The following is a 22,849-nucleotide window of genomic DNA, read 5'->3' as shown; positions in this document are numbered from 1 at the left end:
CATGACTCCGCATGACTCTGTGGGGCGCGGCGCGGCGCCTCGCCCCCGTCACCCGTCACCCGTCACCCGTCACCCGTCACGAACCACGCGGGTGACGCGGGCCTGCAATGCGTCGGCGCCCGTGTTCAGGTGCAGTTGGAGCAGGCGGTGCGGGAAGAAGAACCCACTGTCCGTACGGAAGAGCAGCACCCGTCCCTCCGCACCCTGCAGGAACCGTCGGTAGCGGTACGGGGTGCGGCCCCGCCGGGCGAGGGTCGCGCGGATCGTCCAGTGCCGCAGGACGGCCAAGCCACCGAAGCGAAATCCCCGCACCACCGCGAACAGGACGCCCAGCAGGGCGGCGACGAATCCGGCCCGTCGCAGGTCGTGGTCCGGCGTGGCCAGGCCGATCAACGTCATCAGAGCCATGACGGCCACGGCCAGACCCGCGAAGCCGTGGCCGACGGAGAAGCGGACCGTGCGGCGCATCCCCTCGTTCGGGCGGGGTCTGCGGTCCTGGAGCGAGGGCTCGAACTGGTTGCCGACGATGTGGACGAGGCCGAGCAGAGCGGCCGCGGCCGGGCCGATCCACCAGGGGTCGGGGCACAGCAGGTGGACGACGTAGCCGAGCAGCGCCTCGATCGTGACCCACACGATCAAGCTGAACGCGCCGCGCACGAGGTGGAACTTGGTCTTCGAGTAGGGGCTCCGTTCACGAAGCCGCCAGGTCCAGCGCATCTGCTCCACCGGCTGGAAGACGTCCGTGAAGGAGCCTTCCATCTGGGTGGCCGCGACCCAGGAGTACGCGAGCGCCACCACCAGCGGTCCCGGAGCCGTCAGATCGACGTGCGCCACGTTGACCATGACGACCACCATGAAGAACATCAGTGGGCCGGTGGCGGCGACGGGCCCGAGTACGGCTCCCCGGTGGGGAGGGCGCTTCCTGCCTCCGTCGCGGCCAGGCCTCTCGTCGGCCGCGGCGGCGCTGCTCCGCCGCTCGGCTTCCTCGGTCCTGAGGAAGCGGGTCTCCGAGTGGTAGGACGTCACCGCGCACGTGGTGGCCATGACGCCGGCCAGGATCGCGGCGCCGGTGACGCTCGCCTCCAGCACGCCGGCGTGCACCGCCGCGGCCACCCACAGGACGGGCAGTCCCAGCGCGCACAGCGACATGACCAGGTTCGGAACGATCCTCGGAAGCAGCTGCTCGGCGCGGGGCAACCAGCCGAGGTCGAGCCGGTCCAGGTAGAGCACGTGCTCCTGCCGCTCGGTGAGGGTGCGTGCGAGCCAGGTGAGCCAGGTCAGCGTCCGCTCCGGGGACTCGTCCGGGCCGGGGCGTTCGCGCAGCAGGCACTCGCGCAGGTACGCGTCGAAGATCCGGCCGCGGCGCTCGACCGGGCCGCCCGGGCGGCGTAGGTCGTCGGCAGATCGGTTGCGGTACGTGACGCGGATGAAGGCGAGCATCATCGGGGACCGGAGCAGCTCCCAGAGGTCGGGGTCCTCCTCCAGGGCGACGTGGACGTCCGCGAGGGCGTGCCGGTCGGCGGTGAGGAACTCCTGCACGTCCTGCCGGCTCGGCGGCTGGATCTCCACGTAGCGCAGGGCCCTCAGGTCGAAGGCGAGGCGGCGCAGATCGGCCTCGTCCGTACGACAGCCCACGGCCATGCCGGGGCAGACCCGGCGCAGGCGCCGCAGCTCCGCGACGCACGCGGAACGGTCCGCCTCCGGGACCTCGTCCAGACCGTCCAGCACGGGAAGCAGCCGGTGCTCGCTGAGCCAGGTCCGCACCAGGACCCCGGAAATCCCCGTGTACTGCCGTCCCATCGCGGTGACCAGCCATTCCTCGAAGGGTTCGCCGCGGTACGTGTCCAGCCGCAGGTAGACGGGGACGTGGAGGGGCTCCGCGTCTGCGGGCCCGTCCAGCGCCTCGACGGCAAGTCGGTGGGCGAGCCGGGCCAGTTGCGTGGTCTTCCCCATGCCGGGACGGCCGAGCAGCACCAGGTCGTCCGTGTCCTCGAAGAGCGTGCGGATGTTCGTGACCGGGGTCGGAGCCGCCACCGGCTCGGCCCGACGGGCCCTCCTCCCCCTGCGGCCGCGGGCGTGCCCGGCGTCCCGGCCCGCGGTGAGGATCGTGAATCTCGGCTGGAGGTACAGGTGGTCCTCGGCGCGTCCCCACTCGACGGCGGTACGGTCCCGGACCTGCTTGACCAGTCGGTGGCGCAGGCGCATCGCGGCGCTGTCCCGCCGGACCCGGCGGGGCCAGGTGAACGCGAGGACGACCCAGGCGAGGAGGGCCCGCACGAACCGGCGCACCGGGTAACGGCGCAGGCCCGCGTCGACGTCCCGCAGGCGTGCGGGCCCCGCCGCGTCGATCTCCGGGAGCGGCGTCTGCCGTACGGGGTCCCCCTCCGCGCCCCCGCCCTGGTGCCGGCGCGGGCCCGCGGGCTCGTCCGTGGGCGCGGCGTCGACGCCGGGCAGCGGAGGAACCGGCTCCGGCGGCTCCCCGGTGGCGACCGCCTCCTGCTCGTCCGCGGCCCGGTGCCAACGGGGTTCCCACGCGGCCGGGTCCCCGCGCAGCGCCGTGACCATGGAGAGGAACGGGACCAGCTGCGGTCGGCGCTTGCCCGAGAAGGCCTCCGAGACGTACGACCGGCTGAGGTGGGCCGCGTCGGCGAGCGCCGTCACGGTGGGCCGGTCGGCCGGGTCGAGCCCCTCGTACAGCTCGTCGTGGACCCGGCCCATGAGCGTCGCCCACGGCCGCAACTCCGGTGGAGCCGCTGCCGGATCCGGACGCTGGGGGCCGCGGGGCCGAAACCCGGCAGACGATGTCATCCGTTCTCCTCGTTCGCGGGCCGTTCCCTCGTTCGCGGGCCGTTCACCGGCGTTCACTCGTTCACGGCTGTGCAACGTCCCTGGTCGGACGGGGTGCGGCGGGCGTAGAACCGTACTCGTCGGTGCTGCCGGCCCCGTACGCCGCAGTCGGCGCCGGGGCCCGGCCGGCCGGTCCCGCAGCATTCATCTTGGCCATCGGGACGCCGCGCGTACGGCCAACCGCCGGGTTCGAAGCATTTGTTGGCGGATCAGCCGAACCCGCGCGTTCGTGGGCCATCATCCGCGCCCTGTCGCAGGAGGAGTTCTCCATGACGTCCGCCTCAAGCCTTCTCGTCCCCTTCGGCGCCCTGTTGACGACGACCCTGGGCGTACTGGCCCGCGCCCCCTGGTGGGTGGTCGCCGGCCTGGCGTTCGTCGGCCTGCTGGTCCTGCGGGCCGAGGCGCTGGTGAACGCGCGCAACGAGGCCCGCCGCGGTCACCACGAGCACCGCCTCCTGGGCCAGGTACCCCGCGGTCAGGCCCTCGCGTACTTGCGGGAGGTCAGGCTCGATCGTGCCGCGGCGGATCCGCGGCCGGCGTCGGATACCGGGACGGACGCGGACGGGGGCGGGGATCCGGACGGCAGGTGACGGTCCGGTCCCGGTCCGGTCCGGTCCGGTCCCGTCCGCCGGGGCGGAAATGCGTTGCCGATCGTGCGGCCGGTGCGAAGAATGCTGACGCATGGGACATGTTGAGGCGGCACACCTGCAGTACTACCTGCCGGACGGACGGGTGTTGCTCGGCGACGTGTCCTTCCGCGTCGGGGAGGGCGCCGTGGTCGCCCTGGTCGGCGCCAACGGCGCCGGCAAGACGACGCTGCTGCGGTTGATCTCCGGTGAACTCCAGCCGCACGGTGGCACGGTCGTCGTCAGCGGTGGGCTCGGCGTGATGCAGCAGTTCGTCGGATCCGTACGGGACGAGCGGACCGTGCGCGACCTGCTCGTCTCCGTCGCGCAGCCGCGGATCAGGGCCGCGGCGGCCGGTGTGGACGCGGCCGAGCACCTGATCATGACGGTCGACGACGAGAACGCCCAGATGCGGTACGCGCAGGCGCTCAGCGACTGGGCGGAGGCGCGCGGCTACGAGGCGGAGACCGTCTGGGACATGTGCACCACGGCGGCGCTCGGCGTGCCGTACGAGAAGGCACAGTTCCGGCAGGTGCGGACCCTGTCCGGCGGGGAGCAGAAGCGGCTGGTCCTGGAGGCGCTGCTGCGCGGCCCCGACGAGGTCCTGTTGCTCGACGAGCCGGACAACTACCTCGACGTGCCGGGCAAGCGCTGGCTGGAGGAGAAGCTCAAGGAGACCCGCAAGACCGTCCTGTTCGTCTCGCACGACCGGGAGTTGCTGGCCCGCGTCGCGCAGAAGATCGTCGCGGTGGAGCCGGGCCCCGCGGGCTCGGACGTGTGGGTGCACGGTGGCGGCTTCGTCACCTTCCACGAGGGGCGCCGCGAACGCTTCGCCCGCTTCGAGGAGTTGAGGCGCCGCTGGGACGAGAAGCACGCACAGCTGAAGAAGCTCGTGGCGGACATGCAGCAGTACGCGGCGCGCAGCGACGTCATGGCCTCCCGCTATCACGCGGCCCAGACCCGGCTGCGGAAGTTCGAGGAGGCCGGCCCGCCGCCCGAGCCACCGCGCGAGCAGGAGATCACGATGCGCCTGCGCGGCGGACGTACCGGTGTACGGGCGGTGACCTGCGAGGAGGTCGAGCTGACCGGGTTGATGAAGCCGTTCTCGTTGGAAGTCTTCTACGGCGAAAGGGTCGCCGTCCTCGGATCGAACGGTTCCGGCAAGTCCCACTTCCTGCGGCTGCTCGCCGGGGACCCGTCGGTGGCGCACTCCGGACGGTGGAAGCTGGGCGCGAGGGTCGTGCCGGGCCACTTCGCGCAGACCCACGCCCACCCCGAGCTGCTCGGACGCACCCTCGTCGACATCCTGTGGACGGAGCACGCCAGGGACCGGGGCGGCGCCATGTCCGTACTGCGCCGGTACGAGCTGGAACGTCAGGGCGACCAGCCCTTCGAGCGGCTGTCCGGCGGCCAACAGGCGCGCTTCCAGATCCTGCTCCTGGAGTTGGCCGGGACGACGGCCCTCCTGTTGGACGAGCCGACCGACAACCTCGACCTGGAGGACGACGGCCCTCCTGTTGGACGAGCCGACCGACAACCTCGACCTGGAGTCGGCGGAGGCGCTCCAGGACGGCCTGGACGCCTACGAGGGCACGGTCCTCGCCGTCACGCACGACCGCTGGTTCGCGCGGAGCTTCGACCGCTACCTGGTCTTCGGCTCGGACGGCGTGGTCCGGGAGACCGCGGAACCGGTGTGGGACGAACGCCGCGTGGCCCGAACCCGCTGAGCCGGGCCCGGGCCGGTGCGACCTATCGGGGTGCACGGCATCACCGGGGCGGCTGACCCGGTGATGCCGACGCCCCACCGGGCGGCCCGTTTCGGGGATGGGCCGCCCGTCAGCCGTGTCAGTGGCCCTTGGAGCTCAGCCAGCTGACGATCGGCGATACGGCCTCGTGGGCGACCTCGGAAACCTCGGCAACGAGATGGCTGCCCTTCGAGACCCCCTTCGCGGCGATGCCGATCGCTCCGGACGCACCGATCGTGAGGGCACCGAGGGCGGCGATTCCGGCCTGCTTCTTGAACTCGTTGCTCGTCCAGCCGTAGCCGATCCCGTAGAAGACCGCGCTGGCCGCGTCGAGCATGGCGCCGCCGATGCCGATACCGAGACCCGCGGCCATGATCAGCGCACCGGCCGGAGGGAAGAGGATCCCCACACCGATTCCGACGATTCCGACGCCCACCCCCACGAAGCCGGCGATCATGCCGGCCTTGTGCAGGTAGTCGGCCCACCACTTCGCGTCCCCTACGGTGGAGCCGCCGCCCTTGACGGTGTCGTAGGCGGTGGAGTCGCACTGGTTGGCACCGGCCACCTTGGCGGCCTGGGCTTCCTCGGCCGCCTTCTGGACCTCCGGTCCTGAGGAGCGTCGCGGTGGCCACCGCGTCGTCCTCCTCCAGCGCCTTCTGGAAGCCGGCGCTGAGGAACTCGTACAGGGAGTCGGCCGTCCCGGCGTCCAGCGCCGCGTTCGCCGCCTTCTTCACCGCGGGGCCGGGGTTCTCGTTCAGTACGCGGGCGACCGCGACGCGATTGTCCGTCGCGGTCGCCTGTACGGCGCCCGTGCCCAGGAACTTGGCGGCCGCGACGGCTTTGCCGACCGCTTTGGTGGCGGTGTTCGCCGCCTTGGTGGCCTCACCGATGAGATCCTCACCGCGCGGCCCGGCACCACGGTCGTGGTGTGGATCTGACGGCCAACGAAGCCCTTCTGGACGGCCTCGCCGTCCTTACGCACTTGGGCAGGGCGGGTACCGAGTTCGGTGGGACCGGCCCGCTGCGTCGGGCGGACCGGAACGGGCGCGACGGTAATGCCATATTCCGCCCCGTGCGGCCACGCAACCGTACCCAACCGCAAAGCGGGGAAACGTCACAGGTCGACACAGAGAAATGGACGAGCCGGTCAAACGTGCTCGCAAATAACCGAGTTTAAGACGTATGCGGCCTGTTCCGATCGGCCCGGAAATGGGGGACGCATACCCGTGGGAGCGGGGCGGCGCGTTCTCGCCTGCGGAGACCTCCGAGACCGCATCCCCGCCGTCGCACGGCGGGGCGCCCGTGGCCCTTTCAATGGCGGTCGGCGCACGCTCCATGGCCGGGTCGCACCTCGGGGCGCCGTGGCGCATGACACGCATTGCCTCGATGTCAGCGCGTGTTCGCTCAGCAAACCCTCAGATCCGGATAACGATCGCGTGACCGCTCCCGGGTCTTTCGGCCTGATCGCAGCCCTATGGGCGTTATGCCCGTGATGTACACCACGGTTTTCGGCCGAGCACCGTGGTACATCTTCACGACCGTCTGCCGGACCACCCACGTCCGCGCAGAGGCGCTGGAGCCGGCCGACCGCCGGTAGCAACTCCATCACCATCCGGGGGATCGGAATCCGATCCGCGGCCGAGGACGGCGCGGTTCGGCATGGAGCGGAAAGGCGCACCACAGCATGACCTCGACGCAGGTTGAACAGCACCGCGGAGACGACGACGCGACCGCGGGCAGTACGCCCGAGGAGGGCTACGAGCGCGGGCTCGGCAGTCGCCAGGTCCAGATGATCGCCATCGGTGGCGCCATCGGCGTCGGTCTCTTCCTCGGAGCCGGCGCGAACATCGCGAAGGCCGGCCCCAGCCTCATCCTCATGTACGCCCTCGCCGGTGTGATCGTCTTCTTCATCATGAGGGCGCTCGGCGAACTACTCCTGTACCGGCCCGTCTCGGGCTCGTTCGCGGAGTACGCCCGTGAGTTCCTCAGCCCGTTCTTCGGGTTCGTGACCGGCTGGACGTACTGGCTCATGTGGGTGGTCACCGGCATGGCCGAGCTGACGGCCGCGGCGATATACGTGCACTACTGGTTCCCGGACGTCCCGCAATGGGTGACGGCCCTGGTCTTCCTGGTGGTCCTGTACATCGCCAACCTGATCTCGGTGAAGATCTTCGGCGAGATCGAGTTCTGGTTCTCGATGGTCAAGGTCACCGCCCTGATCGGCATGATCGTGATCGGCATCGGCGTCGTGACCTTCGGGTTCAGCGCGGCCGGTGACACCGCCGCCGTGTCCAACCTCTGGGCGTTCGACGGCATCTTCCCCAAGGGCGTCGGCTCCAGCCTGATGACCCTGCAGGGCGTCATGTTCGCCTACCTGGCCGTCGAGCTCGTCGGCGTCACCGCGGGCGAGTCCGAGAACCCGGAGAAGACCCTCCCCAAGGCGATCAACACCCTGCCGTGGCGCATCATCGTCTTCTACGTCGGCGCGCTCAGCGTGATCCTGATGGTCGTCAAGTGGACCGAGTTCGAGCCGGGGGTCAGCCCCTTCGTGGCGGCCTTCGCGAAGATCGGCATTCCCGCCGGTGCGGCGATCGTCAACTTCGTGGTCCTGACCGCGGCCCTGTCGTCCTGCAACTCCGGCATGTACTCCACCGGCCGCATGCTGCGCGACCTCGCCGCCAACTCCGAGGCCCCCAAGCTGCTCGGCCGGTTGAGCTCCACCAAGACCCCGGCCGTCGCGATCACCCTCTCCGCCGCCCTGATGGGCATCGGCGTGGTGCTGAACTACGTGGTCCCGGAGAAGGCGTTCGGGTACGTGATGTCGGTCGCGACCGCGGCCGGCATCTGGACCTGGATGATGATCCTGATCAGCCACATCCGCTACCGCCGCGAGGTGGTCGCCGGCCGGCTGCCCGCCTCCTCCTTCCCCGCGCCGGGCGGCACCCTGTGCAGCTGGATCGCCGTGGCCTTCCTGCTGATGGTCACCGTGCTGATCGCCATCGACCCGGACAGCCGCGTGTCCCTGTACGTGGGCGCCGGCTGGGCGGTCTGCCTGTCGATCGGCTGGGCGGTGCTCAAGTCCCGCAACCCGCAGGTCGCGGCGCGGGCCAACGTCCCGGCCCAGCGTGAGGCGGAGCGCACCCGCTCCTGACCCCGCGCACGGCGACGGGTGCGTACCGGCCTCCCCGGCTGGTACGCACCCGTTTCGCCTCCCCGGGGCGTGCCCGGCGCCTACTCCCAGTCGTCCCAGGGCGGGTCGATCTCCTCGGGGTCGAAGGGCGGCTCGTCGGGGTACGGAGCCGGGGGCTCCTCCGCCGCGAGCAACGCGGCGGGAGCCGCGGCGCCCGCCACCCCAGCGGCGGCCGGGGCCTGAGCCGGGGCCTTGCCGCCGGCCACCGGGGCCGCACCGCCACCACCTTCACCGCCACCACTACCACCACCGGCGGCGACCTCCGCCAAGGTGTCGAGGACGCCCTGGGCGTACTTGGTCAGCTTGGCCTCGCCGACGCCGCCGATGGTGCCGAGTTCCTCCACCGTGCCGGGGAGCCGCGTCGCGATCTCCCGCAGCGTCGCGTCGTGGAAGACGACGTACGCCGGTACGCCCTGCTCGCGGGCCGTCTCGGCCCGCCAGGCGCGCAGGGCGAGGAAGACCGGCTCGGCTTCGGCCGGCAGGTCGACCGGCACCCGGGCGCCCTTGCCCGAGCGCGAGCCGGACTGCTTGCGGGCCGCTGGGGCGGGCGCCTTCTCCTTGCGCATCGAGACGCTGCGGCGGCCGCCGAGGACCTCGCCGCTCTCGTCGGTCAGCACGAGCGTGCCGTAGTCGCCCTCCACCGCGAGCAACCGCTGCGCCAGCAGTTGACGAACGACGCCCCGCCACTCCGCGGTGCCCAGGTCGGAGCCGACGCCGAAGACGGACAGCCCGTCGTGGTCGAACTGGATGACCTTGGCCGTCTTCTTGCCCTGCAGGATGTCGATGATCTGGCCGGCGCCGAACTTCTGGCGGCGTTCCTTCGCCAGCCGCCACACCGTGGACAGCAGTTTCTGCGCGGCCACCGTCCCGTCCCAGGACTCGGCCGGAGTCAGGCACGTGTCGCAGTTGCCGCACGCCTCGCCCGACTGCCCGAAGTAGGCGAGCAGCCGCGTCCGACGGCAGTCGACGGTCTCGCACAGCGCGAGCATCGCGTCGAGGTGCATGCCCAGCGACCGGCGGTGCGCCTCGTCGCCCTCGGAGCCTTCGATGAGCTTGCGCTGCTGGACCACGTCCTGGAGCCCGTACGCCAGCCACGCCGTCGCCGGCTCGCCGTCACGACCCGCGCGGCCCGTCTCCTGGTAGTAACCCTCGACCGACTTCGGCAGGTCGAGGTGGGCGACGAAGCGTACGTCCGGCTTGTCGATGCCCATGCCGAAGGCGATGGTGGCGACCACCACGACGCCCTCGTCCCGCAGGAAGCGCGCCTGGTTCTCCGCACGCGTGCGGGAGTCCATGCCCGCGTGGTACGCCACGGCGTCGATGCCCTGCTCCACCAGGAAGGCGGCGGTCTTCTCGACCGAGGCCCGGGAGAGGCAGTAGACGACCCCGGCGTCCCCCTCGTGCTCGGTCCGGATCAGTTCCAGCAGTTGCTTGTGCGGGTTGTCCTTGCCGACGATCCGGTACTGGATGTTCGGCCGGTCGAAGCTGGCGACGAAGTGCCGCGCTTCCTCCAGCCCGAGCCGCGCCACGATCTCGGCGTGGGTGGCCTCGGTGGCCGTCGCGGTCAGCGCGATCCGCGGCACCTTGGGCCAGCGGGCGTGCAGCATGGACAGCGCGAGGTAGTCGGGCCGGAAGTCGTGGCCCCACTGGGCCACGCAGTGGGCCTCGTCGATCGCGAAGAGCGACACCTTGCCCTGGTCGAGGAGCCGCTGCGTGCCCTCGGAGCGCAGCCGTTCCGGAGCCAGGTAGAGCAGGTCGAGTTCGTCGGCGAGGAAGGCCCGCTCGACGGCCTGCCGCTCGTACGCATCCTGCGTGGAGTTCAGGAAGCCGGCCCGGACCCCGAGGGCGGTGAGCGCGTTCACCTGGTCCTGCATCAGCGCGATGAGCGGCGAGATCACGACGCCCGTACCGTCTCTGACCAGCGCGGGGATCTGGTAGCACAGCGACTTGCCGCCGCCGGTCGGCATCAGCACGAGGGCGTCGCCGCCGCTGACGACCTGCTCGATGATCTCCTGCTGTTCGCCGCGGAAGGAGCTGTATCCGAAGACGCGGTGCAGTACCTGCAGGGCGTCCGAGGTCTCGGGGGAAGGGTCCGAAGGGGCCATCCGAGAAGCCTATCGGCACCCGCCGACACCCCGGTCCACGTCCCCAGGGGCCTGTGGAAAACCCCGCTCCGCCGGATCGGGGTCCGACGGATGTGAAACCCGGCCTTCATACGTCCGGGTGAGGTCGGCGCCCTTCGGCGGCAACGGGCGGCGGGAGTCCCTACGCTGGGCCGCGGGTGGTGGGCAGCCGTCCGACCAGCACGTCTCACGCTCCGGGAGTCCGCGTGACGCAGCAGCACACGACGTCACTGCGCCGGTGGTTCCGGTACCGGTTCGACAATCTGGTCGCGGGGGGCACGGCCCGGCTCACCGGCTGGTTCGCCGTGGCCTGTCTCGCCGTCGTGGTCCCGGCCAGCGCGGTCCTCGTCTGGTCCGACCGCACTCCCCCGGACGCCCTGTCCGACCGGCTCACGGCGGTGTGGGTCAGCGTCGGGCAGACGCTGAAGATCGGCGGCGCCGTCGGCTCCCCGGTGTACGTGCTGGCGTCCGTCACGCTCGCGCTGGTCGCGCTGCTCTTCGTGTCGACCCTGGTCAGCCTGATCACCACGGGCATCAACGAGCGACTGCTGGCGCTGCGCCGGGGCCACTCCACCGTGCTGGAACACGGGCACACCGTCCTGCTGGGCTGGTCGGACCAGGTGTTCCCGGTGATCGAGGAGCTGGTGACGGCCAACGCCAACCAGCGCCGCTCCGCCGTCGCCCTCCTCGCCCCGAAGGACAAGGTGGAGATGGAGGACGAGATCATCACCCGGGTCCCGCAGCGCGGCCGGACCCGGATCATCTGCCGCAACGGCAGCACCACGGACCCCACGGAGTTGTGCCGCGTGAGTCCGGGGACGGCGAAGGCCGTGCTGGTGCTGCCCGCCGGTGGGGAGGAGGGCGACTCGCACGTGGTGAAGACGCTCCTCGCGCTGGGGGCCGCCGTCCCCGATCCGGGCGGCGCGGTGGTCGTCGCCGCGGTGCGCGACACCCGCAACCACCTGACGGCCGGACTGGCGGCGGGCCCCGGCGCGCACGTGCTGTGCGTCGACGACATCGTCGCCCGGCTCCTCGTCCAGACCGCGCGCCAGCCCGGGTTGTCCCTCGTCTACCAGGAGCTCCTCGACTTCGCGGGCGACGAGTTCTACACCGTCCCCGCCGGGAACTTCGTCGGGCGCCCCTTCGGCGAGGTCCTGCTGGGGTTCGCGACGTCCTCCGTGGTCGGTCTGCTGCGCGCGGACGGACGGGTGCTGCTCAATCCGCAGTGCGGGAGGCCGGTCAAACCGGGCGACCTGATCATCGTCGTCACGGGGGACGACGACACGGCGGTGGAGTCGGACGTGTCCGCGTGCGTCGACGAGGAGGCCGTCGTCCTGGCGCGGCGCGCCCCGCAGGCCACCGAGCGGCTGCTCCTGCTCGGCTGGAACCGCCGCGCGGCCCTCGTCGTGGACCAGCTCGACCAGTACGTGACCGCCGGGACGACCTTGGACGTCGTGGCCCTCGGCGAGGACCCCACGGCGGTCGGCGCGCTCGGTGTGACGGCGCTCCGTCGGCGCCTCGACGTCACCTTCCACAGCGGGGACATCACCGATCCGTTGGTGCTGGCCAAGTTGGACGTCACCGCGTACGACAGCGTGATCGTCGTCGGCGAGATGGGGGTGGCGGGCCCCGGCGGGTCCTCGCACGCGGCGGAGGGGCCGGCCGGCGCCGATGCCCGTACGGACGACCGGACGCTGGTCACGCTGCTGCACCTGCGGGCCATCGCCGAGGCCTCGGGCCGGGAGCTCGCGCTGACCACCGAGATGTCCGACGACGGGAACCGGCTGTTGGCACCGGCGCGGGACGGCGCCGACTTCATCGTGAGCGGCCGGCTGATCAGCCTGTTGATGACGCAGATCTCGGAGAACCGTCATCTCGCGGGGGTCTTCGAGGAGTTGTTCGAGGCCGAGGGGAACGAGCTGTACCTGAAGCCGGTGGCGGACTACGTCCGGACCGGCCGCGAGGTCGCCTTCGCCACCGTCGTCGAGGCGGCCCGGCGTCGGGGCGAGTGCGCGATCGGCTACCGGCTGCGGGCGCGGGCGGCGACCGCCCCCGACCACGGGGTGCGGATCAACCCCGACAAGCGGGAGTCGGTCCGGTTCGCGGAGGGGGACTGGGTCATCGTGCTCGCCGAGAGCTGACGGACCGGGCCCCGCGGGGACGGGCCGGCCTGCCCCGTGCGGGGGCGGGCCGGCTCCGGGCGGTGGGGTCCGGGCGCCCGGTCAGGGGGTCGAGTGGACCTCCAGGGCGGTCCGTACGGCCGATTCGAGGGCGCCCTCGATCCACGCGGGCTTGACGGAGGTGTGGCAGCCGGCGAAGTGGAGGCTGCCCTCCGCGCTGCGGACGTGCGGGAAGAGCTCGGTGTGCTGGCCGGGCAGCAGGACGGACGCCTCGCCGTACGCGTACGGGTCGCGCATCCAGGACTGGGTGCGGCCGACGCCGGTGTAGAACACCTCGATCCGCTGCCCGAAGACCTCCTGGACGCCGGCGAGTGCGCGCGGGTAGCGCTCCGCGTCGTCCAGGGAGTCCCACTTCAGGGCGTCGTCCGACCAGCTGTAGGAGGCGAGGATCACTCCGCCGGGGCTGCCCTCGACGGGGTAGGACGGCTGGAACATGAACCGGTTCGGGTGGTCCGTGGCCGAGCCGCCGCCGATCACGCCGGCCGCCTCGGGCTGGTCGCGGCCGGTGGAGCGGCAGGCGGCGTAGTGGGCGCGCTGGGCGTCGGAGATGTGGCCCTTGGGCACCGAGGGGTGGGCTCCGAGCAGGGCGCCGTCCTCGGGCGTCCGGGCGATCTGGTAGTTCCGGTACAAACCCGGCCTGATGGCCTCCAGTTCGCGCTTCCAGTCCGCTTCGTCGAACTCCCACCAGCGGCGGCTGAATTCGAGGAGCACCTTGGTGGCGGCGTCGTAGTGCAGTTCGGTGACCGCGCGCCGCTTGCCGTACGAGAGGGCGGGGGCGACGGCGATGTGCCGCAGCCCGGAGAAGGGAACGGTGATGATCGCGGTGTCGCCGGTGAAGGTCTCGCGCCGTACCGGACCGTCGCGGCCCTCGGACACGGTGTCGATGCTCACCTCGCGCTCGCCGTGCCGGATCCGGGTGGCGCGGCGGTCGAGCCGGACGAGGTCCTTGACCCGGCCGTACAGCGCGTCGACCAACGTGGCGCTCCCGCCGGGCAGTTCGAAGAAGGCGGTGTCGGGGCTGATGAGGGAGGCGCCGATGAAGCTGTGCACGAAGGCGAGGTGCAGCCGGGAGGTGAGGTTCTCGACGGTGCCGATGAGGTCGATGGTCCGCTCGTCGAGCTTCGCCTCCTCGGTCAGGTAGCGGTACATCGACATGTGGCCGTAGCGCTGGAAGACGCGGGCCCAGCCCTCGACGAGGGCCTTGTCCTGCTTGCCCTCGATCTCCTTGCGCACGGGCGCGAACGCGGCCCGGACGATCTGGGCGGCGGGCTGCGACTCGTGGGCGGCGGGCACCCCGAAGGAGCGGTTGAGCGTCTGCGGGGCGCGCGCGTAGTCCGCCCGGCGGACGCGGATGCCGTTGACGTGGATCCAGGTGCGGTGGGCGGGGCGGCCCGATCCGTCGACGTCGACGAGGTGGAAGCGGCGGCGCTTCAGCCCGAGGCTGTCGATGAGTCCGGTGACCAGCGGGTGGCTGTCGGGGATGCGCATCGCGCCGGCTTCGGCGTACTGCTTCGGATCGGCGAACGGGGCGGGCGCGCTCTCGTGCCCGCCGGTGCGGAAGGTCTTGATCCGGCCGCCCACCCGGTTCCCGTTGGCCTCGATGACGGTGACCTGGTGGCCGGCCTGGCGCAGCAGGTGCGCGGCGGTCAGTCCGGCGGGACCCGCGCCGACGACCAGGACCTTCTTGCGGTTGCGGGAGCGGGGCAAGCCGTTCTTCAACAGGATGTCCGCGTACCGGGGCACCAGCGGCTGGTCGTCCTCGTCGCGTACGAGGACGGCCCGGGCGATGGTCAGGCAGGTCTCCCAGTCGGGGCCCGCGGACCCGGCAGGGGCCTGCGGGGTCTCGGCGGAGGCGGCGGCGACGGTGAACGCGCCCGCCCCCGCGACGGCGGCGGCGCCTGCGATGAGGGTGCGTCGGGAGGGCCGGTTGGCGGGCTCCGACGGCGCCCCATCGGGGAGTTCGGGGCGCTCGGGGGTGGGAAGCGGTTCCTTGATCATGACGCAACTCTTGCGGCCCGTCGGTGCCCAGGTTCACCGAAATCCCCCGGTGGGGGCAACAACCACCCGGACGTGATCCCCGGGCCGCGGTGCTGACGAACGGAGTTTCGCACGGCGGCCGGCACCTGTGCGAGGGTGATCGTTCGAAAGGAGATCATCATGCGCAGACCGAGCGTGCCGGAGGACCTCGATCCCGCCGGACGACTGTGGGCGAGGGCCGTGACGTTCGCCGTGCTGGCCGCCGCACGGGGCGATCACGAGGAGTACTGGCTGGACGAGGACGGGGTCTCGGGCGAGAACGGCAGCGGTTCGTTCTGGTGGCGCCTGCGGATGTGCGGCCCCGACCGGGCGGTGTTCTGCGGCCAGGACGCGGACGGCAGCTACACCCATGTCGGCCCGGAACCGCTGGACTTCCTCGCCGGCGGGCCCGACTGGCTGCCGTGGGAGCGGCTGCGCGACGACGCCGCGGGGAACCTGTTCGGTTTCGTCTACTGGTGGGAGGACGGCGCCTGGCACCGCGTCGACTACCGCGCGGACGAAATGGGCGACGGGCTGGACGGGGCCGCCCCCTGGGCGGACTCGGTGGAGGAGTTCCTCGACGAGGCCGAGTGCGTGCTCGGCGACGCCACCCGGGGCGGTCCGGCGGTCCGGGAGGCGGTGTCCGTGTTCGCGGCGCACGCCGAGCGGCGCACGGTGGACGGGGACGTCGTCGGCGCGCTCCTGAAGGCGGCGGGCACCGGGCCGGAGGGCGGGGCGCTGGACGCGGACGCGGCCCTGGAGTTGGCCCGGCGGGCCGGCGTCACCGTCTGAGGCGCGGAACGCGACCGGCGTACGACGCGAGGAGGCGCCCGCCCCGGGCTCGTGGCCGGGGCGGGCGCCTTCTCACTTCAGCGGAGCCGCGCTCGTCGGTGACCTGCGGGTCAGACCTGCGGGACCGGGTAGGTCGGGTACTCGACGCCCGAGACGTGCTGGACGACGCGGATGACCTGGCACGAGTAGCCGAACTCGTTGTCGTACCAGAGGTAGAGGATCGCGTTGTCCCCGTCGACCTTGGTCGCACCGGCGTCGACGATCGAGGCGTGGCGCGAGCCGACGAAGTCCATGGAGACGGCGTCGGGCGCGGTGGTGAAGTCGATCTGGCGCTTCAGCGGCGAGTGCAGCGAGACGTCGCGGAGGTAGTCGAGGACTTCCTCGCGGGTGGTCTCGCGGCCCAGGCGCAGGCTGAGGATGGCGATCGAGACGTCCGGGACGGGGACGCGGATCGAGCTGCCGGTGATGGGCGCCTTGAGGTCGGGCAGCGCCTTCGCGACGGCGGAGGCGGCGCCGGTCTCGGTGATGACCATGTTCAGCGGCGCGGACCGGCCACGACGGTCGGCCTTGTGGTAGTTGTCCAGCAGGTTCTGGTCGTTCGTGAACGAGTGGACGGTCTCCACGTGACCGCGCAGGACGCCGTACTCGTCGTCCATGGCCTTCAGCGGCGGCACGATCGCGTTCGTGGTGCAGGAGGCGCAGGACAGGATCTGCTCGTCCGGCTTGATCGTGTCGTGGTTGACGCCGTGCACGATGTTCGGGACGTCGCCCTTGCCCGGGGCGGTCAGGACGACCTTGTCGATGCCCGGACGCAGGTGCTTCGACAGACCGTCGCGGTCGCGCCACTTGCCCGTGTTGTCGATGAGGATGGCGTCCTTGACGCCGTACGCCGTGTAGTCGACCTCGGAGGGGTCGTTGGCGTAGATCACCTTGATCGCGTTGCCGTTGGCGAAGATCGTGCTGGTCGCCTCGTCCACGGTGATCGTGCCCTGGAACTGCCCGTGGATGGAGTCGCGGCGCAGCAGCGAGGCGCGCTTGACGATGTCCTGGTCGCCGCCCTGACGGACGACGATGGCGCGCAGGCGCAGCCCGTTGCCCGAACCGGCCTTCTCGATGAGGAGGCGGGCGACGAGGCGGCCGATGCGGCCGAAGCCGTAGAGGACGACGTCGCGACCCTCGCGGCGCTCGATCTTGTTGGCGCCCGTGGCGCCGGCGACCGCTTCGGCGGTGAACGCCTCGACCGAGAGGCCGCGGCCGTCGGTCTTGTACGTCGCGGCCAGCATGCCGAGGTCGATCTGGGACGGGCCCAGATCGAGGGCGACGAGGGCCTTGAGGAACGGCAGGGTCTCGGTGACCGAGAGCTCCTCGCCGGCGATCTGCCGGGCGAACCGGTGGGTCTTCAGGATGCTGACCACCGACTTGTTCACCAAGGAGCGGCTGTGGAGCAGGATCGTTACGTCCTGTTCCCGGTGCAGCTTCCCGATGATCGGGATCATCGATTCCGCGATCTCCTCGCGGTTTTTCCAGTTGGTGAACGAGTCGTCTTTGACAGTCACAGGTTTATCTTTCGAGCTAGGCGGCGCTCATATGCTAACCCCTTGTTCGTTTGATCACTCAAGGGGGTACCCCGGCCCCCGCCCGCCTGGATCGACGCTGGAGCGGACCTCCGGCGGATCTCCGGCGGAGGCTCTCGTGCCGCTCTACGGGGCCTGCGGGCCGGCGGGGTCTTCGGCTCCCGCCGGCACCTCCAGGATCCGTCCGTCGACGCCCGCGCGGTACAGCCGGCCCGCCGCGAAGCCGCTGTCGCCGCGCCCGTAGGTGAGCTGGGTGGAGAGGTGCAGTCCCGAGGCGACGGCGCACGGGCGGTCGTCCTCGACCCGCCAGACCTGCCCGGACGCGTGGGTGGAGATCAGCGGGCGGCCGGCGCCGTCCAGGGTGAGGCCGTCGGGCAGCGCCAAGGCGTCCAGGAGGCCGGTGGAGATCCAGCGCCGGGGGCGGTCAGGATCGGCGACGGGGATGCGGTAGAGGCCCGGCGCGAGCGTGGTCTGCACGACGAGCACCTCGGAGCCATCCGCGGAGACGGCGATCCCGTTGGGCTGCGCAACCCGCGCCCAGGCCGGGTCCACGCGCCCGTCCGGGGTGACCCGGCCGATGTTCCGGCCGCCCAGCGTCGTGGTGTAGACGGTGCCGTCGGGGGCGAGGGCGACCCCGTCGATGCCGCCGAGGCCCGAGGCGTACGTACTGACGGCGCCGGAATCCGGATCCACCAGCAGGAGCTGGGAGCGGGGGAAGAGGTCACCGGTGAGGGAGTGCGCGAGGTCGTTGCCGGTGCCGACGAGGAGCTTGCCGTCGGCCCGGACCACGATCCCGCCGTTGGCGCCGATGTTCCCGGTGAGGGCGACCGGGGCGCTGCCCGGGGCGCCGATGCGGTGGACGCGCCCCGTGAAGTACGCGGTGGCGAACATCCGACCCCGCGCGTCGACGGCGATCGACTCGACCCAGTCGGGCAGTTGCGCCACCTGGACGGGCGGGGCCGCCCGGCCGGCCGGGGCGCACGCGGGAGCCGCGTGTGCCGGGCCCGGCGCGAGCACGCCGACGGCCGCGGCCAGGACGACCGCCGGTACGAGTGCGCCCGCCGGGCGGCGGCGCGAACGACGCGGCCACCGGAAGGCGGTGCGCACCGTACGGGTCGACCTCATCGGGATCCCCTCCGTCGTCGGCGGGCCGGTCCGCCGGGCGCAGTATCGGCGCCGCGCCCGCCCGGCACCACCCCGCCCCGGCCCCGGCGGCCGAAATCACCCGCCCCCGGAAGGAGCCGGCCTAGAAGGCGGAGCCGATCTCGTCGGCGGCCCGGCGGGGTCCGGGCACCCGTACCGGGCCCCGGCCGCCCGCCCGGGTGATGATCGAGTCGAGGATCTCCCCCACCCGTACCGCGGTGTTCGACAGCAGCGCCGAGGTGATGCCGTGGGTGTGTTCGGTACCGCCCTGGAGGTAGATGCCGCAGCGCAGCGCCGGGTCGGTCGTCACCCGGTAGTCCCGCTCCACCCGGACGCGGCCCCGGTCGTCACGCAGGCAGTAGGCCTCGGCCTCGCCGAGGAGTCCGAGGCCGTCGGCGGACCGGTATCCGGTCGCGTAGACCAGTACGTCGGCGTCCAGTGGCGTCCGGGCCCCGGTGACCAGAGATTCGACGGTGGTGCGGACCTTCTCGGGGGTCTCCACGACGTCGGCGATCCGGGACACCTTGAGGAAGCGCAGCCGCTCGGTGCCGAGGACCTTCTCCTGGTACTCCTGGCGGTAGAGCTCGTCGATCAGGTCGACGTCGACGACGGAGTAGTTGGTGTTCCCGTGGTACTCGATCAGTTTGCGCTTGATCGCCTCGGGGGCGGTGAAGTACTCGTCCACCGCCGCCGGGTCGAAGATCCGGTTGGCGAAGCCGCTGTCGTCGGCGGGGCTGTACCCGTAGCGGGAGAAGACGGCGCAGACCTCGGCGCGCGGGAACGCGCGGTGCAGGAAGGCCACGTTCTCCGCGGCGCTCTGGCCGGCGCCGACCACGATGAAGCGGGTCGGGTCGGTGTCCGCCAACCCCTCCACCCGGGTCAGCAGGTCCGAGTTGTGCCAGACCCGTTCCGTCCGTACGACGCCTTCCGGTAGGTGGGGCCGCAGGCCGGTGCCGATGACGAGGTTGCGGGCGCGGTGCACCAGCCGTTCGGTTCCGGAGCGGGCGGTGACGTCCACGTACTCGATCACGCCGTCCCGCACCACGGGCCGCACGTCGACGACCTCGCACCCGTACGAGACCATGTCGTCGACCTTGGCCGCGGCCCACTCGAAGTAGTCGTGGAACTCGACGCGCAGCGGGAACAGGTTCTTGTGGTTGACGAAGTCGATCAGCCGTCCCTTGCTCTTGAGGTAGCAGAGGAAGCTGTATTCGCTGGTCGGGTTGCGCAGGGTCACCAGGTCCTTGAGGAAGGACACCTGCATGGTGGCGTCGTCGATCAACATGCCCCGGTGCCAGCCGAACCGCGGCTGCCGCTCGAAGAAGTGGGCTGTGACCGCCTCCTGCCGTCCGACGCCTGCGTTGTGCTCGCTGAGCGCTATGGCCATGGCCACGTTGGACGGCCCGAAGCCGATTCCGATGAGGTCGTGGATCACTGGCGCGTCGTCGGGATGAGCCTCTGACATGTCACTCCCAATCGTGCGGGGCAGTCGCTTGCCGGGCGTTGGGGAACCGTGGGCAAGGCGCGCCGAAGGAGCGGCGGCCGAGCATACTTAGGGAAGGCTAACCTGATCTTCAAGTCATTGTCGATGGACAAACCGGATCGACCGCGCGCCTCGGCGGGTCGAACTCCCGTCGCAGAAAGCCCTGTTGCGAGACTTGGACACGACTCGCTCCACCGACCCGGACTCCCACCCCAGCCCGAATCCGACGGTCCATCAGGTCATCCGTCCCGGACCCTTGACTCCGGTTGCACCAGGGCCGATTCTCGTCCCACTGCTTGTGCGGGGCATGACAATTCATGCCGGGATCCGACCGCCCCTCCGCCGACCGAAGACATGAGTGATGACCTTGACCCGACAGCCACACCACAGGCGCAGCCCCCTCACGGTCCTGTCGTTGCTCCTCGCCGTCATGGCCATGGTGCTCGGGCCCGTGCCCAGTTCCTCGGCCGACGCCGGCTGGTGGAACCCGACGGCCCGGCCCGCTCCCGACTCCGACATCAACGTCACCGGCGAACCCTTCAAGGGGACCGACGCCCAGGGCAAGGTGCGCGGATTCGTCGACGCGCACGACCACCTGATGTCCAACGAGGGCTTCGGCGGCCGGCTCATCTGCGGCAAGCCGTTCTCCGACCTCGGCGTCGCCGACGCGCTCAAGGACTGCCCGGAGCACTACCCGGACGGTTCGCTCGCGATCTTCGACTACATCACCAACGGCGGGGACGGCAAGCACGACCCCAACGGCTGGCCCACCTTCAAGGACTGGCCCGCCCACGACTCCCTCACCCACCAGCAGAACTACTACGCCTGGGTCGAGCGGGCCTGGCGCGGCGGCCAGCGGGTGCTGGTCAACGACCTCGTCACCAACGGCGTGATCTGCTCGGTCTACTTCTTCAAGGACCGCGGCTGCGACGAGATGACCGCCATCCGGCTGGAGGCGCAGAAGACCTACGACATGCAGGCCTTCGTCGACAAGATGTACGGCGGCCCGGGCAAGGGCTGGTTCCGGATCGTCACCGATTCCGCGCAGGCCCGTGAGGTCGTCCAGCAGGGCAAGCTCGCCGTGGTGCTGGGCGTGGAGACCTCCGAGCCGTTCGGCTGCAAGCAGGTCCTGGACGTCGCCCAGTGCAGCAAGGAGGACATCGACCGCGGCCTGGACGAACTGCACCGCCTCGGCATCCGCAGCATGTTCCTCTGCCACAAGTTCGACAACGCGCTGTGCGGGGTCCGCTTCGACCAGGGCGCCCTCGGTACGGCGATCAACGTGGGCCAGTTCCTGTCCACCGGCACCTTCTGGCAGACCGAGAAGTGCGCCGGCCCGCAGCACGACAACCCCATTGGGCTGGCGGCGGCTCCGGCCGCGCAGAAGGAACTCCCGGCGGGCGTCGCCGTCCCCTCGTACGCGGCCGACGCGCAGTGCAACACGCGCGGACTGACGGACCTCGGTGAGTACGCGCTGCGCGGCATGATGAAACGCAAGATGATGCTGGAGATCGACCACATGAGCGTCAAGGCCGCCGGACGGGCCTTCGACGTCCTGGAGTCCGAGTCGTACTCCGGGGTGATCTCCTCGCACAGCTGGATGGACCTCGACTGGACCGAGCGCCTCTACAAGCTCGGCGGGTTCGTGGCCCAGTACATGAACGGCTCCGAGGCGTTCAGCTCCGAGGCCGACCGGACGAAGGCGCTGCGCGACAAGTACGACGTCGGCTACGGGTACGGCACCGACATGAACGGCGTCGGCGGCTGGCCGGGCCCGCGGGGCGCGGACGCGCCCAATCCCGTGCGCTATCCCTTCCGCAGCACCGACGGCGGGTCCGTCATCGAGAAGCAGACCACCGGGCAGCGGACCTGGGACCTGAACACGGACGGCGCCGCGCACTACGGCCTGGTGCCCGACTGGATCGAGGACGTCCGCCTCGTCGGCGGCCAGGACGTGGTGGACGACCTGTTCAAGGGCGCCGAGTCCTACCTGACCACCTGGGGCAACTCCGAGAAGCACAAGGGCGGGGTCAACCTCGCGGCCGGGGCGTCCGCCGGGGCCTCGTCCGCGGAATGGTGGAACCCGTTCGTGAACTTCTCGGCGGGCCAGGCCGTGGACGGCAACCCGGGCACCCGATGGGCCAGCGAGTGGAACGACGACCAGTGGCTGCGCGTCGACCTCGGTTCCACCAGCCGGGTCGGGCGCGTGACCCTCGACTGGGAGCGCGCGTACGGCAGGGCGTACCGCATCGAGGTCTCCACGGACGGGGTGAACTGGCAGCAGGTCTGGTCGACGACCGCCGGTGACGGCGGCCTGGACACGGCCCGGTTCTCCGGTGTGACGGCGCGCCACGTGCGCGTCCAAGGACTCCAACGAGCCACCCAGTGGGGCTATTCACTGCGCGAGTTCGGCGTCTACAGCAGTTGAGGGCGGAAGCACCGACCAGGAAGCGGGCCGGCCGGATCACATCCGGCCGGCCCGTGCGTCTCCTGCGAACGAGCGGAAGGAACCACCATGGCCCGGATGCCGTCGGCCGACCGGCGCCGCCAACTGACCGAAGCGGCGATCCGCGCGATGACCCGGGACGGCGTGGCCCGGACCACGACCCGGTCCATCGCGGCGGAGGCCGGCGTGTCACTGAGCGTCTTCCACTACTGCTTCGACTCCAAGCAGGCGCTGCTGGAGTCGGTGATCGAGGCGATCACCGCGCACTACGTGGGCGTGGTGAAGGAGGCGATCCGGCCCCGGTCCACCCTGCGCGAGACCGTCCGGGCGGGTTTCCAGGCCTACTGGGACCACGTCTCGGCGCAGCCCGGTGAGCACATGCTCACCTACGAACTCACCCAGTACGCCCTGCGCCAGCCCGGGTTCGAGCACCTGGCGCGCCGGCAGTACGAGTTGTACCGCGCCACGTACGAGGAACTCATCGGCGGGTTGGCCGAGGGCATGGACCTCGAACTGTTGGTGCCGGCGCCGGCGTTGGCCCGCTATCTGGCCGCCATGACCGACGGGTTGACCCTCAACGCGCTCGTCCTCGGCGACGAGACGGCCACCAAGGAGATACTCGACGTGGTCACCGATCACGTCACGGGGCTCATGGTCCCCCGGTCGCCGGGCGGCCCCTGAGGC

Annotated in this window: 13 protein-coding genes and 1 pseudogene; 7 read left to right on the top strand and 7 right to left on the bottom strand. The window is 71.1% G+C overall.

Annotated elements, in window-relative coordinates:
- Positions 1-69: 69 nt before the first annotated feature.
- The gene (locus ACZ4XJ_RS11845) at positions 70-2,808 is read right to left on the bottom strand and encodes an NACHT domain-containing protein (protein WP_468496058.1); all 2,739 of its coding nucleotides are present in this window, start codon (positions 2,806-2,808) and stop codon (positions 70-72) included.
- 308 nt (positions 2,809-3,116) lie between these two features.
- Between ACZ4XJ_RS11845 and ACZ4XJ_RS11840 the strand changes: the two genes are divergently transcribed.
- On the top strand, positions 3,117-3,437 hold the full coding sequence (locus ACZ4XJ_RS11840) for a hypothetical protein (protein WP_362876504.1): 321 nt from the start codon (positions 3,117-3,119) through the stop codon (positions 3,435-3,437).
- A 91-nt stretch (positions 3,438-3,528) separates the two neighbouring features.
- Positions 3,529-5,200 (top strand): annotated as a pseudogene (locus ACZ4XJ_RS11835) (ABC-F family ATP-binding cassette domain-containing protein).
- Positions 5,201-5,318: 118 nt separating this feature from the next.
- Here ACZ4XJ_RS11835 and ACZ4XJ_RS11830 read toward each other — a convergent pair.
- Positions 5,319-5,783 (bottom strand): hypothetical protein, encoded by a 465-nt coding sequence (locus ACZ4XJ_RS11830; RefSeq protein ID WP_468496057.1) that lies wholly within the window; start codon positions 5,781-5,783, stop codon positions 5,319-5,321.
- Between the two features lie 1,119 nt (positions 5,784-6,902).
- On the opposite strand from ACZ4XJ_RS11830, the gene ACZ4XJ_RS11825 reads away from it, so the two are divergent.
- Positions 6,903-8,369, top strand: coding sequence for an amino acid permease (locus ACZ4XJ_RS11825; RefSeq protein ID WP_383989548.1), 1,467 nt, complete (start codon positions 6,903-6,905; stop codon positions 8,367-8,369).
- 80 nt (positions 8,370-8,449) lie between these two features.
- Here ACZ4XJ_RS11825 and recQ read toward each other — a convergent pair whose 3' ends face one another.
- Positions 8,450-10,513: a DNA helicase RecQ gene (recQ, locus tag ACZ4XJ_RS11820; protein ID WP_468496056.1), complete on the bottom strand. Its 2,064-nt coding sequence runs from the start codon at positions 10,511-10,513 to the stop codon at positions 8,450-8,452.
- A gap of 224 nt (positions 10,514-10,737) precedes the next feature.
- Here recQ and ACZ4XJ_RS11815 point away from each other — a divergent pair, with 224 nt between their 5' ends.
- A complete protein-coding gene (locus ACZ4XJ_RS11815) occupies positions 10,738-12,672 on the top strand; it encodes a CASTOR/POLLUX-related putative ion channel (protein WP_362876499.1) in 1,935 nt (644 codons plus the stop codon).
- Between the two features lie 81 nt (positions 12,673-12,753).
- Here ACZ4XJ_RS11815 and ACZ4XJ_RS11810 read toward each other — a convergent pair whose 3' ends face one another.
- The gene (locus ACZ4XJ_RS11810) at positions 12,754-14,709 is read right to left on the bottom strand and encodes a flavin monoamine oxidase family protein (protein ID WP_468496055.1); all 1,956 of its coding nucleotides are present in this window, start codon (positions 14,707-14,709) and stop codon (positions 12,754-12,756) included.
- 159 nt (positions 14,710-14,868) lie between these two features.
- On the opposite strand from ACZ4XJ_RS11810, the gene ACZ4XJ_RS11805 reads away from it, so the two are divergent.
- Positions 14,869-15,519 carry a hypothetical protein gene (locus ACZ4XJ_RS11805; RefSeq protein ID WP_362876497.1) on the top strand — a complete coding sequence of 217 codons (651 nt, stop codon included), beginning with the start codon at positions 14,869-14,871 and terminating at the stop codon, positions 15,517-15,519.
- Between the two features lie 110 nt (positions 15,520-15,629).
- Here ACZ4XJ_RS11805 and ACZ4XJ_RS11800 read toward each other — a convergent pair whose 3' ends face one another.
- The 3 genes from ACZ4XJ_RS11800 to ACZ4XJ_RS11790 form a co-directional block, all read right to left on the bottom strand.
- Complete coding sequence (locus tag ACZ4XJ_RS11800) at positions 15,630-17,075, bottom strand: glyceraldehyde-3-phosphate dehydrogenase (RefSeq protein WP_468496054.1); 1,446 nt, start codon at positions 17,073-17,075, stop codon at positions 15,630-15,632.
- Positions 17,076-17,219: 144 nt separating this feature from the next.
- Positions 17,220-18,218: an SMP-30/gluconolactonase/LRE family protein gene (locus ACZ4XJ_RS11795; protein ID WP_468496053.1), complete on the bottom strand. Its 999-nt coding sequence runs from the start codon at positions 18,216-18,218 to the stop codon at positions 17,220-17,222.
- 121 nt (positions 18,219-18,339) lie between these two features.
- A complete protein-coding gene (locus ACZ4XJ_RS11790) occupies positions 18,340-19,701 on the bottom strand; it encodes a lysine N(6)-hydroxylase/L-ornithine N(5)-oxygenase family protein (RefSeq protein ID WP_468496052.1) in 1,362 nt (453 codons plus the stop codon).
- A gap of 448 nt (positions 19,702-20,149) precedes the next feature.
- On the opposite strand from ACZ4XJ_RS11790, the gene ACZ4XJ_RS11785 reads away from it, so the two are divergent.
- Together ACZ4XJ_RS11785 and ACZ4XJ_RS11780 are read left to right on the top strand one after the other, a co-directional pair.
- Positions 20,150-22,147 (top strand): galactose-binding domain-containing protein, encoded by a 1,998-nt coding sequence (locus tag ACZ4XJ_RS11785; protein ID WP_468496276.1) that lies wholly within the window; start codon positions 20,150-20,152, stop codon positions 22,145-22,147.
- A gap of 87 nt (positions 22,148-22,234) precedes the next feature.
- A complete protein-coding gene (locus tag ACZ4XJ_RS11780) occupies positions 22,235-22,846 on the top strand; it encodes a TetR/AcrR family transcriptional regulator (protein ID WP_362876492.1) in 612 nt (203 codons plus the stop codon).
- The last annotated feature ends 3 nt before the right edge of the window (positions 22,847-22,849 follow it).

Source organism: Streptomyces sp. NPDC029836 (assembly GCF_055574495.1).
The sequence above is the reverse complement of the archived record's forward strand: the minus strand, read 5'-3'. Positions and strand labels throughout refer to the sequence as shown.

What these genes read in the sequence shown, in the direction of transcription:
- ACZ4XJ_RS11845 (WP_468496058.1), bottom strand. Translation starts at nt 2,808, where the DNA reads ATGACATCGTCTGCCGGGTTTCGGCCCCGCGGCCCCCAGCGTCCGGAT.
- ACZ4XJ_RS11840 (WP_362876504.1), top strand. Translation starts at nt 3,117, where the DNA reads ATGACGTCCGCCTCAAGCCTTCTCGTCCCCTTCGGCGCCCTGTTGACG.
- ACZ4XJ_RS11825 (WP_383989548.1), top strand. Translation starts at nt 6,903, where the DNA reads ATGACCTCGACGCAGGTTGAACAGCACCGCGGAGACGACGACGCGACC.
- recQ (WP_468496056.1), bottom strand. Translation starts at nt 10,513, where the DNA reads ATGGCCCCTTCGGACCCTTCCCCCGAGACCTCGGACGCCCTGCAGGTA.
- ACZ4XJ_RS11810 (WP_468496055.1), bottom strand. Translation starts at nt 14,709, where the DNA reads ATGATCAAGGAACCGCTTCCCACCCCCGAGCGCCCCGAACTCCCCGAT.
- ACZ4XJ_RS11805 (WP_362876497.1), top strand. Translation starts at nt 14,869, where the DNA reads ATGCGCAGACCGAGCGTGCCGGAGGACCTCGATCCCGCCGGACGACTG.
- ACZ4XJ_RS11795 (WP_468496053.1), bottom strand. Translation starts at nt 18,218, where the DNA reads ATGAGGTCGACCCGTACGGTGCGCACCGCCTTCCGGTGGCCGCGTCGT.
- ACZ4XJ_RS11790 (WP_468496052.1), bottom strand. Translation starts at nt 19,701, where the DNA reads ATGTCAGAGGCTCATCCCGACGACGCGCCAGTGATCCACGACCTCATC.
- ACZ4XJ_RS11785 (WP_468496276.1), top strand. Translation starts at nt 20,150, where the DNA reads ATGGCCATGGTGCTCGGGCCCGTGCCCAGTTCCTCGGCCGACGCCGGC.
- ACZ4XJ_RS11780 (WP_362876492.1), top strand. Translation starts at nt 22,235, where the DNA reads ATGGCCCGGATGCCGTCGGCCGACCGGCGCCGCCAACTGACCGAAGCG.